The sequence below is a fragment of the Alkalimarinus alittae genome, from assembly GCF_026016465.1.
Classification (GTDB): domain Bacteria; phylum Pseudomonadota; class Gammaproteobacteria; order Pseudomonadales; family Oleiphilaceae; genus Alkalimarinus; species Alkalimarinus alittae.
Window position 1 is genome coordinate 775,447 of the sequence record NZ_CP100390.1, and the last position, 16,714, is coordinate 792,160.

10 protein-coding genes are annotated in these 16,714 nt (G+C 38.9%); 6 read left to right on the plus strand and 4 right to left on the minus strand.

Translation table 11 applies throughout. The features are described from left to right. Positions 1-193 precede the first annotated feature (193 nt). Complete coding sequence (locus NKI27_RS03425) at positions 194-1,312, plus strand: cysteine desulfurase family protein (RefSeq protein WP_265048300.1); 1,119 nt, start codon at positions 194-196, stop codon at positions 1,310-1,312. 15 nt (positions 1,313-1,327) lie between these two features. On the opposite strand, the gene NKI27_RS03430 is transcribed toward NKI27_RS03425, so the two are convergent. From NKI27_RS03430 to NKI27_RS03440, 3 genes are read right to left on the minus strand one after another with little or no spacing between them, the layout of a single operon-like run. After that, the gene (locus tag NKI27_RS03430) at positions 1,328-2,221 is read right to left on the minus strand and encodes a phosphoadenosine phosphosulfate reductase family protein (RefSeq protein WP_265048301.1); all 894 of its coding nucleotides are present in this window, start codon (positions 2,219-2,221) and stop codon (positions 1,328-1,330) included. Next, complete coding sequence (locus tag NKI27_RS03435; RefSeq protein WP_265048302.1) at positions 2,211-5,606, minus strand: hypothetical protein; 3,396 nt, start codon at positions 5,604-5,606, stop codon at positions 2,211-2,213. Before NKI27_RS03435 ends, NKI27_RS03430 begins: the two co-directional genes overlap by 11 nt. Before the next feature lie 2 nt (positions 5,607-5,608). Further along, complete coding sequence (locus NKI27_RS03440) at positions 5,609-6,547, minus strand: DUF4007 family protein (RefSeq protein WP_265048303.1); 939 nt, start codon at positions 6,545-6,547, stop codon at positions 5,609-5,611. Positions 6,548-6,727: 180 nt separating this feature from the next. Between NKI27_RS03440 and NKI27_RS03445 the strand changes: the two genes are divergently transcribed. Genes NKI27_RS03445 through NKI27_RS03460 form a run of 4 tightly spaced genes read left to right on the plus strand, consistent with a single transcriptional unit; the run spans position 6,728 to position 11,638 of the window. Further along, positions 6,728-8,896 (plus strand): helicase-related protein, encoded by a 2,169-nt coding sequence (locus NKI27_RS03445; protein ID WP_265048304.1) that lies wholly within the window; start codon positions 6,728-6,730, stop codon positions 8,894-8,896. 16 nt (positions 8,897-8,912) lie between these two features. After that, positions 8,913-9,119 carry a hypothetical protein gene (locus tag NKI27_RS03450; protein WP_265048305.1) on the plus strand — a complete coding sequence of 69 codons (207 nt, stop codon included), beginning with the start codon at positions 8,913-8,915 and terminating at the stop codon, positions 9,117-9,119. Beyond that, the gene (locus tag NKI27_RS03455) at positions 9,109-11,145 is read left to right on the plus strand and encodes an AAA family ATPase (protein WP_265048306.1); all 2,037 of its coding nucleotides are present in this window, start codon (positions 9,109-9,111) and stop codon (positions 11,143-11,145) included. Before NKI27_RS03450 ends, NKI27_RS03455 begins: the two co-directional genes overlap by 11 nt. Beyond that, positions 11,138-11,638: a DNA phosphorothioation-associated protein 4 gene (locus NKI27_RS03460; RefSeq protein ID WP_265048307.1), complete on the plus strand. Its 501-nt coding sequence runs from the start codon at positions 11,138-11,140 to the stop codon at positions 11,636-11,638. The genes NKI27_RS03455 and NKI27_RS03460 overlap by 8 nt, the downstream gene beginning before the upstream one ends. A gap of 200 nt (positions 11,639-11,838) precedes the next feature. Here the strand turns inward: NKI27_RS03460 and NKI27_RS03465 are convergent, their stop codons facing one another. Beyond that, complete coding sequence (locus NKI27_RS03465) at positions 11,839-13,707, minus strand: DNA phosphorothioation-associated putative methyltransferase (RefSeq protein ID WP_265048308.1); 1,869 nt, start codon at positions 13,705-13,707, stop codon at positions 11,839-11,841. A 545-nt stretch (positions 13,708-14,252) separates the two neighbouring features. Between NKI27_RS03465 and NKI27_RS03470 the strand changes: the two genes are divergently transcribed. After that, entirely contained in the window at positions 14,253-16,520 is a 2,268-nt protein-coding gene (locus NKI27_RS03470) for a DUF262 domain-containing protein (protein ID WP_265048309.1), read from the plus strand. Positions 16,521-16,714 lie beyond the last annotated feature (194 nt).

Here is a 16,714-nt window from a genome sequence, read left to right on the forward strand (position 1 = left end):
TTTAAGTGGCTGGATTTTAGTTGGAGGCTCAAGGGGGCGTTGCTTAAGATTAAAAAAGAAATTAACATGTCCCCCAAGGCTCCCCTCAAACAATAAAGGCACCGTCTTAGTTTGGGGTGACTAACTCTCTGTTAGAAAATAAAAAATATAAGACTGTTCCTTTCTCATTCTTACTAAAACGTATTTAGCTAATATGATATATTTTGATTCCGCAGCGTCGTATCCCATTCTTCCTGAGGTGCTATCAAGTATTGAAGAAGGTTTTAAATCGTACGCTAACCCATCTTCTTCTCATATTATGGGGCTTGCTTTATCACAAAAGGTTGAAGACGTTCGTTTGCAGATCGCAGATTCGATAGGCGCTTTGCCAAGTGAAGTTGTGTTTACAAGCGGAGCTACAGAGTCTAATAACTTGGCAATAAAAGGAGCGGTTTTCGGGAGTGGAAAACCTTTCTCTGAGATACACTTAGTTACTAGCCAAGCAGAGCACAAGTGTGTACTAAATATATTTTCTTATTTAGAAGGTTTAGGTTGTCAGGTTAGTTATATTAAGCCAAATGCAGAAGGAGTTATTACTCTTCAGCTCCTTGAAGAAGTAGTTACCGAAAATACGATTCTAGTCTCGCTGATGCATGTTAATAATGAGCTTGGCGTAATAAATCCGATTCAAGACATAGGTGAGTTTTGTTTCGATAAGAAAATCAAGTTACATACTGATGCTGCCCAAAGTTTTGGTAAAATTGACATCGATGTAATGGATAGTTATGTCGACTTCATGTCTTTAACTGCTCATAAAATTGGCGGCCCTAAGGGGATCGGTGCACTCTATATACAAGCTCTCCGAACCAGTAATATTGTTCCTGTGATCCATGGAGCAGGTCAGGAAGAAGGGTTAAGGGGAGGGACGTTACCCGCTCCGCTTATCTTAGGATTTGGGGCAGCCTTATCATCATTTCAGAATAGTTATTCGAAAATTAACGCTGAGTTAGAAGCAACGCTCTTAAAAGGCTTACAGGCTAAGGGAGTTCGTTGTCAGATTAATGGCGCAAACGCAGAACGTGTTAAGCACATTGTTTCTGTTACGCTTCCTGATACCAATCCTGTTGTATTTATGCGCAACACGGAACGTGATTTTTGTTTAGCTCAAGGCTCAGCTTGCTCATCAAAAGAAATTGAACCTTCGCACGTTTTATCATCGATAGGCTTAGGTCGCGACTTAGCGTCTAAGACCTATCGGTTGAGCTTTAGTCATGAGACTACGGTTGATGATATAAAAGCCTTTGTGCAGCGTGTGGCTGAGCTTATAGAGTAAAACTAGCCTGCTGTATTACTTATAGCAAGTAATACAAGCCCCGCCACCTTCTACCTCATCATAGATTTCATCTAAGTTCGCAAACTCGTCTAAGTCTTCAATTCCATCAAGGAGGGCATTTCGTCGCTTTTTACGTTTAAAACGTTCAACCTGTTTTTCGTGGTTTTCTCGAATTCTTTTTTTAGCTTCTTCGCTTTCAAGTATCTCTAGTGGCTGGCCTTGCCCCATCCAGTAGAAGCGTTCACCTTTAACATTATTCGACTCTCCCTTTTCAAACTTTTTAGCTTCTTCAAATAGCTCAGGGTGATTTTCTTGAAGCTTTAACCACTCAATTTTCTTTTGATAAAAACAGAATGAGCAGCCTGATCGAGAGCGCCACTTATAATAGGCGGGTAGCTCAAGCCCATTTCTTTGGAGAATATTTTCGATATCACTTTTGACAATTCCGTCTTCTCGGAATGGCATGATAGACTCGATAGGCTTATCAATCGTCATATAGCCTGTTCGTTGTGGCTCATCAGCTCGAATACCCACATAGCTTTTAATCTTGTAGCCATCTTTAATGAATAGATCAACCCAGCGCTCAAATGGCACAAGCTTTAGTTGAATGGTGCACCACCTATCACGCTGAGAGGGAAGATAGTTGCCGTTGTCTTTAAGAAGCTTTGCGAAGTCTTTTTCACCGCGGCCCTCAATATCGTTCATTGAGCGGCCGTTTAGTCGATGGATATAACCGAGTCGTTCTTCGAGTTGATCTATAAACTCATTTGTTTCAGGGAGTTCGTAGCCTGTATCGGTAAAGAAATACTCGACGTCTATATCAGGTCGAGTCTCCTTCATGTAAAGAGCTAGTGCGCTGCTGTCTTTACCCCCTGATAGGCCTAGGACATGCTTTACTTTATCCTTCATAGCTTACCTCTTTCTCACCTGTATTTACGATGTCTGACATTAGTTGTGAGAGTAACGCTACCTGCTTTTCTTTCGATAAGTTTTTAACGCCACTTTGTAATTGCTGAAGTGTTTTTGTGTATTCGCTATCTTTTTCAAAACTTGCCTCAATGAAACCAGAATACTCTTTGTAGTTCCCGTTTTCATCTGAGGTGATGACTGCCACAGGTCTAACTGAACCACCTTTTGCAGCATTGGCAAAAGCCTCAGCTCTTCTGAATTGAAGGCATAGGTTTTGTAATTCATCATACGCTGATCGTAAATGTTTATCTGTCCAGTTTTTATCGACCACACCAGCGGCTAAGCTTATGACAAACTCTAACTTTTGATGCCCGTCAATCACCTGAATAATACGACCAGCGAGTTCTTTAACTTTAGGGCGTTGCGCATTTTCCAGTACTAGCTGGCAGCGTTCTTTAAGTTCTTCGTTAAGTTCACCAGCAAGGCCTTCTTCCAGGAGCAGTTTAAAGCTATCTAGTAGCTGAGCATGCTGAGAAAGAAGTTCTTCTATAGCTGCATTTAATTTGTTAGAGATAAGCTCGTCAGAGTTTTTTTGCTCAACATTTACACCAAAAACTTGTGGGAGCTCTTTGAGTATTAGTTCATAAGGATCGTGAGCAGAGATGACCTTGTTGCGAAGATCCCTGGCATTACTTGTAAGTCCAAAACTACCAATCTGTGATGAGAAAATATCTCCACTGGTTTTTTTTACCCAAGCAGGTAATTTGTGGATTATTTTTACAATGTGTTTAGCAATATTGAGAATAACTGCATCGTCAATTGCATTGGAGTTATTTAAGGTTGCCTTAGCAAGCGTTTTAATTAGTTGCCCTTCGATTTGAGAGTGCTCGTAGTATCTTATCGCAGCCTCTTTGGGGTGTTTGTAAAGTTTATCTATTAACTCTTCATCAAGCTCAGGAATGAAAATATACTGACCTGACGAGTCTTGATCGTAGTAAGCAAGATGCCCTTCAAGTGATTTTAGTAGCGCAAGACCAAATAACCGGCACAGACCAATGGTTAAGCCATATGGAGCTCTCATCCACAATGCGTAGATGTCTTCCATTGTAACGTGGCCCACCTTTGAATGTTCTTTGACATAAATAATAGTGTCTTGTAGTAGGGTGTAGGTATCAGGGTTAGCTTTAATTGCTTCTTCATCCCATTGAGATGGAAAACGGTAGCCCTCTTCTGTTTTTTGGTGGAACCCTTTACCTTTGATACAGGAAAGATAGACACCTTTCTCAGGAGGGAATGAATCACCCTCAAAGCCTAAATCTTCAGCGTCGGATGCTTTAAGAATTCTATCCATGACTTTGCGAATTGCACTATTTGCATTACCGGATGGCTTGGATCTATTTACAAGTTCATTAATAGCAATAATCTTTTTTGTGTATACCTGGTCTGCAAGGTTGGATACGGTGCTAGATAGGCTATTTTTTGGCAGCTTATTATTCTTGTAAAACCAGTTTGCGTCGTTGAATAGCTCTATTAAAAGGCTATCAAGCGTGTGCTTTGCAATAAGCGATCGGTTTTCAAGTTCTTTTTTGGCAATCGGGTCGTGTTGAATGCGCCGTTCATCTTTTTCTATTGATTGAAGGGCGATAACTTCAATTGCTGCGTTTTTCAGCTTTTCAATATTGTCAGTACGACCAATTGCGATGGGTAATGAATTTGCATATTTTTTGTTAAGTTGGTCAAATATTTTTTCATTAGCAGGGAGTAATAGGGTAATAAAGGCCTCACCTGTTACTGGGGTAATATTGCTTTTTAGCGCGCTTTCAAATGTTTTGTCTATCTTGCCTACAACGAGCGTTTTAGCCCATCGCATAGTGCCTGTTTGGTGGTAGTGTCTTGTAGCAAGAATAGCGTGATTAGAATGACATACTGTAGTCCAGTCGACTCCATGCTGTAGAGACTCAATTTTGCTATCTGTTAACTGGTGTATATCTATGTCGCTACCTTGGAATATAAACCAGGCTCCGTGCTGAGGCCGGAAGATAATGATCGACCAATCATTTAGGTCAGCAACAGCAGATCGGACATCTTTTCCTGGGTAACCTAGAGCGGCAAAGTACTCAACAATAAACTCTTCTTTCGCGTACAGGTGATGGTGAAACCCGAATATTGTTAGTAAGCCTATTGTTTTTGCAATACTTGTGTGCAGGTCGCTACCTTTTTGCTGGGCTCGATAAACTGCGTCGCAGCCTTCTAGCCACGGTTTACTGTCCTGCGAGGATGTAATGACATGATGTAGATTGTAATGTAAGTAATCCCATAGTTTAGAAGTCGTATATAGTGGCAACTCGTCGTTCAGTGTTTGGTAGTGCTCAGTCAGAAACTCACGAAAACCATGCTTTTCTTGCGAAGCTAAAAAACCAAATAAACTACGCTCATTTTGTGAGAATCGTCTTCGTGAAATTGGGCCGAGCAATATACTCACTAGTGGGCTGAGTGGCAGTGCTGAGCTTATCGGGCCACTATTTTTTGCCTGGGACTTAAAGGTTTGAATAACCGCTTTAACTGAACTGCTGCGCTTGTTTACTAGTTCATTATAAAGTTTTTTATCTTTACCAATAGAGTCGCCTATAAGCACTAGTGACTCGTCTATGGTAGGGTTAAAGCCTAGGTCACGGTACCGCCCTTGGACTTTGGCCCACTCTTTTTGAGTCCCAATATCTTTACTTAACGCATAGTCTTGGAATGATTGATGTAAAAATCCAATAAGCAAAATAGGATTATCTGATTGTTGAATTATGTCTGCGAGTGTTTGAAAAAGGTGAAGGTCGCCGTTATTTTTTGCCAAGTAGTCGAGTGCTTTGCCCATTTCATCTAAAAGGATAATAACGCCATCCTGCTTGTCGCCATTTGAGCTCAAAAGAGAACGAAGTGCTTCTAGTGCTTGAGCTTCATCTATAGTCTCTTGAGATGCTTTTACCCCGAAAGCTTCCGATACAGAGGCTAGAATTGCTTGTGCAGGTGGCTCCATACCACAGACATGCTTGATGGTTTGCCAGCCTTTTTTGTAACCAAAATTTTGCTTGATTCCGGTAGTTTCAATATTTTTATCTTTAAGCTTAGCGTCAGCAAGGCGGCATATAGATTTATCGCTTGAAAGAAGAGAACTAAGAAAAAGTGCAAATGTTGACTTGCCCGAGCCGTAAGTGCCTGTAATAGTAAACGCACGCTGAGAGTTCGCAGAGTACTCTCTGCCAAGCGTTTCTAAGGTGTGCTGCACCGTGCCATGAACAATGAAGTCATCAATAAATGTTTTATAGTCAATGTTCGTGCTATCAATACGTGTTGAGCTTTTGTACTTTTGAGTGATTTCAATTAGTGGTTTCAAAACTAAGCCCTGTAATGTTCTTCAATAAATGTTGTCGCTTGACCTTGTAATGCGCTTTTGACTTGCACCTGTCTTAAGCCTAGGGAGTCAACCCAGCTGATGTCTCCATTAGTTCGGCGTTGTGCTTCATCTAATTTTTGTCCTAACCCTTTTTCTGAGAGCCTAAAAATGCGACCAGGCGAGTAGGGCTTAGTAAGAAGGGTATCAAAATCCATTGAGCTTGCACCTGAGTGGGCTAGCTCCATCTCTGAAAACCTCAAAACAGAATATATGAAAATATTGATCGGCAAGTCTGCACGTAAATCTAAAGGGCTTGAGAAGTAGCCCCCTCCTAACTCTTGAATAAGACCTAGCTCTACTAAAGGTGAAGCAAAGCTATCTTCATTTGTCTTTGCGCTTGCGCCTGCTTTTACGGCTTTTTTTGAATAAGTGTTTAAAAAACAATCAATGTCTTTCTTGATTGTCTTGTCATTAGGAGACTCTGAAGAAGTAAGTTGCTGTGTGTCGGTGATGCAAATATCTAAAAATGTTGCTTTTTCAAAGTATTGCACGTTTGAGTAATTGAAAAAATAGCGATAGGCGGTTAGGCTTTCTATATTAAAATTAAGCCAAAAGTGAATAAGCCAGATAGAGGCAGCATTTTCGAGATAAGGGTCTAGGCCTTCATTTGTGTTGTCTCCGAAGATTAGCTTCGCTTCTTCGCTAACGCTGTGCGTGACAATATTTGCTTTGACTGATGTATCGAAGATAGAACTAGACTCAGCCCAATATCGTATGGCGTTAACCATATTTTTTCCAACGCCTAGTTCAACGATAGCCTCTCGTGTCTTGTCTTCATTTGAAGTTTGAAAAGAACCGCCCATACTTAAATGTTTTGTAGCTTTAAAAAGCCATCCATAACGTAGCGGAAAAGTGTCATGCCCTGAGAATTTTGCTTTCATTGATAAGTGGTCCTGGAGAGTTTATCCAGAAGAAGGTTAACGCTTTTCTATGTGATATTGAAGTGAAAAGGAAATATATTTTTTATAGTTTACACTTGATGAAAATTAAAGAGGTTTTCTCTTAGATTTCTTTCTGATTATTATGAATGAAGTTATTGTTTTGTAAGTCAAGGAGTATTAGTGACTAGCTTTGAAAACCTTAAAATAAAAGATGTGTATAGGACAGGGAAAGACGATCTCTATAATGACTTTTATAAGCCCTTGCTAGAAGTGTCAACTTCCTATGATCGAGCAGTAGGCTATTTCTCATCACAGCTCTTATCGAATAGCGCTAAGGGCTTGAGTCGTTTAATTTATTCTAATGGCAAAATGAGATTAATTATCGGGCACCCCTTAGATGAGAGTGAGTTTATTGCGATTAAAAATGGCGAAAGTTTAAAAGAACAATGTTTAGAGTTAAGTGAACGATTAATAGAGCTATTAGAATCTGAAGGAAAATCTAGTTCAACCCTCGAGTTGTTAGCTTTACTAATCGCTAGAAATTCATTAGAGATCAAGTTTGCTCTTCGAAGGGTCGGTATGTATCACGAAAAAATTGGCATTTTTAGTGATGAGTTTGGAAATAAAGTGGTATTTCAAGGGTCAGCGAATGAGACACCTCATGGTATGGGCTTTGCTTTAAATGCTGAGTCAATAAGTGTATACAAAAGCTGGGATCAGGACGTTTTTCAACGCTATGGACTTGAGTATACGGAAGGCTTTGAACGCTTATGGTTGAATCAAGAAGAGCATGTTATTACTGTTGATGTTCCATCTCAAATATATGAAAGAATTGCTGCAAATGTTAAAGACTCGCCTCTAATTTTCGACTCGCATTCGGTTAAAGATTTCGAAGATGGCTTGGAAACGAAAAATATTAATCGTGAACTTTGTGTACCTAGAGTTCCTGATTACCTAGGAGATAAAAAGTTTACCTTAAAAAATCATCAGTTAGCTGCTTTAGGTGCATGGAAAGCAAGTCATTATAGTGGGATATTCCATCTTGCAACAGGCTCGGGTAAAACGATTACAGCAATATATGGTGCTGTTCGTGTTTATGAAGCGCGGGTTGCTAAGAATCAAGGGACTTGCCTGATTGTTGCAGTTCCTTATATAGAGTTAGCAAAGCAATGGCTTCAAAATTTATCAGACTTTTCTATCGAAGCAATTCAATGTTTTGGTTCAAAAAACTCTTGGTATCAAGATTTGGAGCGACAAATTCAGTATTTTACAGCTGGGCATAAAAAGTTCTTGGCTATAGTCGTTGTTAATAAAACATTAGGGTCTGATGGTTTTAATAGTTTAATTAGTCGTATTTCTAGCAATAACATCTTATTTGTTGGTGATGAATGTCATAATCACTGCTCTTCTCGTTTGTGTGAAAAGCTACCTTCAGCCAGCTATAAAATAGGGCTATCTGCGACACCTTTTAGGGCTGATGATGATGAAATAGATTCTCCTTTTTCAGACGGAGCGAAACAACGACTAATAGAATACTACGGTGAAATTGTTGCGACTTATTCTTTATCAGACGCCATTAATGACAAGGTATTAACACCTTATGAGTATTATATTGTCCCAGTTTATTTAACCTTTATCGAACAAGAAAAATATGAGGAATTAAGCGGTCGAATCGCAAAACTAACTCAGAAAAACCATACAAGCGGACTCTCTAAAGACGAAAAAATGAGTCTAACTTTGCTTTGTGGGCAGCGCAGCCGCTTACTAGGTTCTGCCGAGAACAAGCTTGTTGAACTTGCAACGCTTTGTGAGAAGGTTCCTAGTGAAGAACGAGGTTTTTCGTTATTTTATTCGGGAGAAGGCAAGCCGTTTAGTTCAGAAGATGTGCAGAATGATATTCCCGTTATTAATCAGGTTTCTCGGATTTTGATTGACTTAGGTTGGAAGGTGTCAAAATTTGTAAGTGATATTTCACCAACTCAGCGACGGCAAACAATGCAGGCATTTAAATCAGAAGAAATAGATGCTTTAGTTGCGATGAAAATTTTAGATGAGGGGGTCGATGTGCCGGCCTGTCGAACTGCATACATTTTATCAAGTACTAAGAACCCAAGGCAGTATGTTCAGAGAAGAGGTCGTATATTAAGGAGGTTTGAAGGTAAAAATTTGGCGAAGATATATGATTTTGTTGTTTTGCCAATAAGTGACTCAGTTTATTCCGAAAGATTGAAATCCTCTGAAGCTGAAAGGGTTAACGATTTTGCTAATTTAGCTAGCAACCGTTACGAACTTGAACAAGCCATAGATAAGTATGGATTATCGCCTTCCGTTCAACAGAGTTACCTATAGAGGTTCAATGTAGATTATGAGTATAGAAGATATTAAGGAAGCACTTAGGCAAGCCGAACAAGAAGTTGATAATCTAGCTGATCCTGCCCATGAGGCTGCTCGAAAAGTTGTTAATGTTGAGAGGCAGGCTTTTTATGGTGGACAGTCGCCTAGTCGTCGCTTGAGTTTAATAAGGGAAGTGGTTTCAGATTTGTCTAAGGAGTTAGGTGAGAATGAAGTTTAGAACGCTTGAGTTAAATAATTTTAGGCAATTTTACGGCAAACAGGAAATTTCATTTTCTACTGATGTTAATAAAAACGTAACCTTGATTCATGCTGAAAATGGCACCGGAAAAACGGCTTTTTTGAATGCTATACTTTGGTGTTTTTTTGATATTACAACAGACAACTTTTCTGAACCTAAATCATTATTAAATAAAATTGCTAAAAGTTCAGGAGAGCATTCTTATCGTGTGACTATCGAGTTTGAGGATGAGGATTTAGCAGTTTATTCCGCTACTCGTTCAACTTCATCTTTAGGTACTAATGTGTTTAAGGTCTTTAAATTAGATGGAGATAGCTATAGCGAAATACCTAACCCCGATTCATTTATCAACTCTGTGATACCTAAAGATATTTCTAAGTATTTCTTTTTCCAAGGGGAAGGGATTGGAAAAGTAGCGGGAGATAAAGGTGGTGCGGTAGTGAAGCATGCAGTAAAAGAAATATTAGGCTTTACGATAGCTGAAAAGGCAAGAGAGGACTTAGTTAAGATTAAAAAAGAATACCAAAATGCCTTGGCTAATGCTGATAATACTGGAGAAATCAGTCAACTGCAGAAAGAAATTACGCGTCTTGAGGATTCGATTACCCTAAAAGAACGGCATCGCGAAGAAGCAGAGAATGCTATTGAGCTTTATGAAGGTAAGCTTAGAAATATCGATACAATCTTGGAAAACTCAGACAGCAACGTGGTTCGGACTCTCCATGATCAGCGTTCACGAATTGAGTCTAGAAAAAGACGAGAAGAAAACCTATGGAGCGATGCTAAGCGAAAACGAATTACGCTTATTTCCGAGTTTGCCACAACTGTATTTGGTTTTGAATTAGCCGGTCAGGCAATGGATTTTATTGACGAGGCAGAGTACAAGGGCACAATACCATCGCCTTACAACGAGCAATTGATAAATGACATTATCAGCGCAAAGGAATGTATTTGTGGCGCAAATTTAAATGCTGGGTCCTCGGCGTTTAACAAGATTCAATCAATGTTAAGAAAAGCGGGTGATCCAAAATTAGAAAGCAGGGTTAGCAAGGCGCGCTCTCAGTTAACGCAAATGAGGAATGATGCAAAAAAAGCTAAAAGAGAGTTTGAGGAGAATCTAAAACAGTTGAATGATAGTGAAGAACAGATCGCTAAACTGACCAAAGAATTAGATGACCTTAGTGTTAAGCTAAAAGGAACAAGCTCTTTAGAAGATATTAGGCGAGTCGAGAATGAAAGGTCTGCTCTTAAACAAAAGAGTGCGGAAGCTAATAGAGCTTTAGGAAGTGCAGAGAGTTCTCTGAAGCGTGAAGAAGTAGAATTAGTTAAGCACAAACTGGATATGAGCAAAATGACATCGCGTTCGGGAGATGTTATTCGTTTTGGAAACCTAGTAAAAGCCTCAGAAGCAATAGATAGTGTGTTGAAAAAAACACTTGATTCTACATGGAGTGATGTCGGACTTCGTATAATTGAAAAAGTGAACGCTCAACTAACTAGGTTTGTTAGACAAGATTATACGGCAAAGCTTAACCCAAATACGTTTGAGATAAAGTTAATCGATAGGGAAGGCCGTTTAGTACCTACTAGCGATGGCCAGTCGTTGCTTCTTAGTTTGACGTTTATTTCTGCTTTAATTGATTACTCGAGAGATCGGCGCAATGCTTCTGGACAAATCTTAACTCCTGGTGCTGTGGCGCCCTTTATAATCGATGCACCTTTTGGTGTCCTAGATAATAAGTATAAGGGGCATGTTGCCAGCGCTATTCCTGAGTCGGTAGGCCAAGTTGTGTTGCTTCTTTCTTCTAGTCACTGGGAAGGTGCAGTTGAAGAAGGAATTAGGGATAGAGTAGGCAGGGAGTACAATATGGTTCTAGAGGAGTCATCCGATCTAAATAATAAGATGCAAGACTCTATTAATATTCTAGGTCAGTCTTATGAAACCGTAAGGTATGGTTGTCCAATTGATAGAACAATAATTGAAGAGGTAGGGTCTTATGCTTAGCGGTCAAATGGGAGATAACGGTTGGCTGAAGCTTAACGTGAGACGTGATCGTAAGCACGAGAGAATTGTTGAATTGCTCTGTCAAACTAAAACGAATGGTAAAAGTGTGTTTTCATACAATAAGGACCTTATGGTTTTTGCGGCCATGGTAGGTTACTCGCATGGATCAAGAAAGCCTATCTCTGGCGATGGCATTAGCATTATTTTAGAAACTTACTCAAGCGATCAAAAAGATGCGTTTATCTACCTTATTGCTTTAATGACTGAAAGAGACGGTACAATATTAAAAGATGAGCGTCTTCCTGAAGCGATAAAAATATTTGAAGAATATTGTAATGCTGGCTTGGAAAAAATTACTTTGTGGATAGACGAAAATCCTGGTGATCCTACTGGTGTGGAACCTCTAATAAATAAAATTTGGGAAAAAGTAATTAAGAATGAATCGTCGACCTTAGACCAAATTTCCCCGGAGGATGTTGATGTTGAGTTTTGATAAACTGTTTGTGTGCTTTAATGTTAGAGCTATAGGCTAACTCATGTGTCTGCTATTAGTAAGTTAGGGGATTGATTTAACTGCCTTTCCTCATTGGAAGGAACCCTCAATGTTTGACTTAGACCACATCATCACGCAATCAAAATATAATGATGTAGTAAGCGTTGCGTCGGAACGAGTAAATGAGCAGTATTCGGCAGCTAGAACATAGACCTGTTCTCCAGTGGCACTGGTTTATACTCTCCAACATAATCAAAAAAGTCGACATCCTGCTCGCGCATTTTAATTTTGATGCGCTCAATAAGGAGTGGGGTGTCAGTCTCCCAGTTTTTATAACCTAAAAGAGTTACTTTTCCAGACCTCATATGGGCTTTTATTAGTTGTATGCCTTCTAAATCACCATAGAGCTGTACAGCACAACCAACATAGACTCGTAACTCTTTAGGTGCCTCATTCAATAGTTCTTTAACAAAAATATAGCTGTGTCCATCATTAAACTCTCCGCACTTAAACTGTTCGTAGGCTGAGATGCATGCCTGCTCTATAACTTCATTATTGCCTACAGAAAATAGAAGCTCTTTAGACTCACAAATAGCGGAAGCATGATTTCTGAAAAATGCCTTAATATCTCGTTTCAAACTATTAGGCATTTTAGTTTGAGTTTGCCTTTTTTCGAATAAGCTGAGAGCAAAATAAACGAGTAAGTCGTCTTTGCGTTTAGACTGAGCTTCTTGAAAAAGCTCATCACCATAGTGATCTATTAATGCGCTGTGAGCTTTGGCATGAGAGCCTGCAACTCTCCGAATTTGATCGCTAAATTCAAACTCGTCGTTTGCAGGTACGCGACCTAAATCTAAACATGTCTCCCAGAAATCATCAAAAAGCGCTTGGTCATTTTGTATGAGGTCTTTTGCTATCGGCTTATCTTGTTTAATAACAATTCGTTGGGTTTTCTGTTGCCATGAACGGTGAATAAATTGCCGCTCTAGTAAGAAGCGTTGCTCCTCAGTTTTGTCTTTAAAAACAATAAATATACCTTGACCCACAGGTACGGAGTTTTGTCCTAGCGTGTGCTCTATGTAATAGCGAATTTCAGACTGTGCGTAGTATTTTTGAAAAGTATTTCTGCTAGTAATAACGCCATCTTTATATGGACGAAACTGGCTGATCACGCTTTCACCTGCGACCATTACAGACACTATAAGCATTTGTTCGGCAAGTTTATGAGCTTTTCTTAGTGTGTCATCTCGTTCAGCGCGATCTTCTATTACGTTGAGAACAAAGCCTAGGTTGACTATATTTGCGGGAGTTGGGTCAACCTCAGGGGCATGGACTGGATCCCAGCCTATAGCATCAATTCCGTGAGCTTCTAATTCTCGTAAATCATCGCCTTGTCCGCAGCCATAATCAAAAACTGAATAGTCGCCATTAAGATACTCATGCCTCGCTAAAATTTGCATTGGTTGAGACAGTTGGTCACGAGTAATAGCTGTTTTATGCCGCTCTATTTCGACGCTATCATCATACTCACTCTGCTGAATAGGCTTTTCGGTTAGTGGGTGCAAGTGACCTTTTTCGTCTAGGTAGTGGCTTTTCTTTTTTATTAACCGTTCCCAGTGTTGTTTAAACCCAATAGTTTTAGTGTTTTCGTAAAGACCAATTTTCTCACCTTCAAGAGTGTGTTGGCTAAACCTTTCAATACGTTCATCACCTGGGGCTAAAAACGTTTCCTTTCGATGCAATATTGGTGGGTTTTTAGACTCGATATACGAGGCTGCACGCAAACTTAGCTTATTTAAGTCGATCGTATGGCTTTTTGACAGAGCAGGGTAGGCGTAATCATCAAAGCTAGGGTAATTAAGAAGCGCGATTTTAAAATCTGAACGATAATACTTAACAATATTCCAGTCGACAGGTTCTATTTTAAGAGCCGAAGCGATACGTGTTGTCAGGCTAAGTAGAGTTGAGTCAACTTCAGTCAGTGCGGACTTATGTAAATAAATTGCATCAGGTAGCTTCTTACCAATTTTAAGCTTACCAACAAGTTTTTTATAATCTTGGAAATCCATTTTGTTCTTTTTGGTAGTTAGTGACTGTTTATATTGTTTACTCTGTAGAGGGGGGGCGTCAAGCTCTTGTGGCGAACAATGATTACAAAATAGTGAAGTTAAGTTCGATGAATTAGAACTTAATTGATTAAAATTTAACCGAATGAAGTTGTAAACTGCTGCGTTGAAGTAGCATTTTTCATTTACTTTTAGGTCGAAGCATATTAGTTATCGCGTTACATAAAAAGAAGCTGAAAATGGAGGATAGTTAGTTTATTGTTTATTACAAAATATGCGATATTGAATCTAGAGTTACTTTTAAGTGTATATCCATTTAGTTGAGTATAAAGCGCATTGCTGTTTTCTTGTCTAAGCTTTTATTGCTTGAGTGCTATTGATTTAAAGTAGGGTTGCATAGAGTTAACGTCCGAATTTTCTGTAAGGTGTGATCGGGTAAATTGGTTAGAAAAGCTAAAATTAAATAAAGAATAATTAAGTTAAATACTGCTATAAAATTTAACTTTATAGTGGTGAATATTGATTGAAAAGTGCCAATGGACTAATTAATGAGTAAGTTAAAAGATATATTCAAAAAAATTAACGATGAAATTCTGCTGCTGCCTGATTTTCAGCGAGATTATAAGTGGGGCATGGAAAAACAGCGCAATTTATTGTCGTCACTTTTACTTAAGTTTCCGATTGGAAGTTCATTAACGCTTAATGGTAAGTCGACTGATTTTGCTGCAAGAAAGATAGGTGAGCTAAAGCAGACAAATCAAGAGGAAGAGTTTGAGTGTGAGTATCTTTTAGATGGGCAGCAAAGAACAACCACTTTGTACAACGCTTTAAATAATACCTATTGTATTAATGATACTGTTTTAAAATTTACTGAGCTGACACCCGATACTGAAGAGCAGTGTAAAAAAGAACTTAAATCACTGCTGTCAAAGAAGGCAAACTCAATAAAAGTACGATGGTTTCTTAAACTGCCTGATGGTTCTGACTCAACTAATGCTATATCTGACCTTTTTGGAGCTAAAAAATTAAAGTTTGACTCGAAGGCAATTGATGAGTATGAGCCGGAAGATATAACTGAAATTATTAAAGAGCAAAGGTTTGACGAAAAAAATACCGGCGTCACTAAGTGGTATTCACCTTTTTACGAAATTAGCTTTCTTCATCGGGGGAAAAGTCAGAAACAGTTTGCGACAGATTTTGTTGAAAATTGTGCTAGTGAGGGATTGTTGCCGTTATTTCTTATCGGCGAGTCTACGGATAATATAAAAAACCGAATTATTACTAGAGTTTTAGAAAAAATCGCAAGCAAAAATAGCCAGGCTATTAAAGATCATATAAATGATGATTTTAGCAAAGTTGAAAAGTATGACATTGATGGCGTGTTTGACGAGTTTGATAATATGAATCAAATCAAAGAAGCTGGTGCTGATTTTAATGTACTCCTAGATAAAGTATTTGAGTCATTAGAAAAAACGTGGGTAAGCGACGTCTATAACTACTTATTAAACGATCTTTATAATGACTACGAGCTTTTGAGCATTAAAACCAATGATATCAGGAGAGCTATACCCATATTTTGCCATTTGAATGAGGGAGGAATGAAGCTTGATGATTTTGATTTATTAGCAGCTAGAGCGGCAAAAAAAGAAGAGGGGGATACAGAACCGTATTCATTAAGTGAAGTTGTGCGTTCTATTATGGTTGACAAACTCGCTCTATCTGACCCTTTAAAGTATGAAACGAACTCTTCTGGCTTTTTAGACTTAAAAAACTTCGACTCTATAGAAGACGGGTTACCCACATCGTATGTTAAGAGCGCTATCTTGGCAGTATGCTCATTGCTTGCACATGGAAAAGCTAATCAGTTTTTCGAAAATAGCCCAATTGAGCTTACAAAAGATAAAGCAAAATCTAAAGCATTATTGAGTTTGTCTACAATGCAAATAAGGGACAATATTGAAATAGCAGTAAAAGCAGTTCTTAGGGCTTTAGCATTTCTAACCATTCGATGCGGGATTTATAATGCGAAGAAGCTTCATTATACTTTGATGGTTCAGCCAATAGCTTTTGCTTTTACTAAAGATGAGCACTGGAATACTAAAGAGTCATTGGACCGCATAGAGTGTTGGTATTGGTCTAGTTTATTTTCCGGAGCTTATCTCTATGATCAAAGTACTGTCGTTATACAAGATATAAATAGCTTGTTCAGGTGGTTAGAGGGTGGTGGTGATAAGGTTATTGCAGCTAGGAAGGCTAAGGTTTTTGAAGACAGCGATTATAGTTCTAAAGCACTATTAACGATGCAGGGGGGGGAGCCACCTAGGGAAGGCATTCGACTTGCAATCCTGCAGTTTGTGCTTAGTAAAGATCCCTATGATTTGATTTCGGAAGGGGTGGCGCGCTTAAGATCTTATGACGTTGATGAGAATACAAAAGATGTTCACTTTATAGGAGCAAATTTGATACATGATCATCACTTGATACCTCTTGATATTAGAAAGGGGTTGGGTGCAACCTCTGAAAAAGTACGGAATGATCCTGGTCATATATTAAATAGCCCGCTAAACCGTGTTTATATTTCTGCTGATGCTAATGGAAAAATTGGCTCACTCGATCCGATTAGGTATTTTAAATATTTAGGTGAGGCAGGAGCATATAAATCTAACATTCTTAGCAGTAATCAAATCCCAGACAATTTTACTGAAATCAACACTGAAAGCTGTGACGATGATAAGGTGTTAGAAGTGATTGAGAAGAGGTTTGCGATGATAACTGAAGCAGTGGGGAGTCGATTATTAGAGCTAAAGACTAATTAATTTATTGGCTAAAGTGGAATAAAGGGGGTTGAGTGTTATTTATAGTTGTCGCTTTGCCTCTTATCGTTTGAATAATTAGGGGCAGAGTAACATTTTTAATTTTGCCTGATCGACTATTTAAGCTCCAGCTCAACCTTCAAATAAACCACGTCTTAATGGCGACTCTCTCGCATTTAGAAAGTAACCCGACCCGT

Excerpts from the sequence above, each read along its gene's own strand:
- NKI27_RS03425 (WP_265048300.1), top strand. The coding sequence starts at position 194 with ATGATATATTTTGATTCCGCAGCGTCGTATCCCATTCTTCCTGAGGTG.
- NKI27_RS03430 (WP_265048301.1), bottom strand. The coding sequence starts at position 2,221 with ATGAAGGATAAAGTAAAGCATGTCCTAGGCCTATCAGGGGGTAAAGAC.
- NKI27_RS03440 (WP_265048303.1), bottom strand. The coding sequence starts at position 6,547 with ATGAAAGCAAAATTCTCAGGGCATGACACTTTTCCGCTACGTTATGGA.
- NKI27_RS03450 (WP_265048305.1), top strand. The coding sequence starts at position 8,913 with ATGAGTATAGAAGATATTAAGGAAGCACTTAGGCAAGCCGAACAAGAA.
- NKI27_RS03455 (WP_265048306.1), top strand. The coding sequence starts at position 9,109 with ATGAAGTTTAGAACGCTTGAGTTAAATAATTTTAGGCAATTTTACGGC.
- NKI27_RS03460 (WP_265048307.1), top strand. The coding sequence starts at position 11,138 with ATGCTTAGCGGTCAAATGGGAGATAACGGTTGGCTGAAGCTTAACGTG.
- NKI27_RS03465 (WP_265048308.1), bottom strand. The coding sequence starts at position 13,707 with ATGGATTTCCAAGATTATAAAAAACTTGTTGGTAAGCTTAAAATTGGT.
- NKI27_RS03470 (WP_265048309.1), top strand. The coding sequence starts at position 14,253 with ATGAGTAAGTTAAAAGATATATTCAAAAAAATTAACGATGAAATTCTG.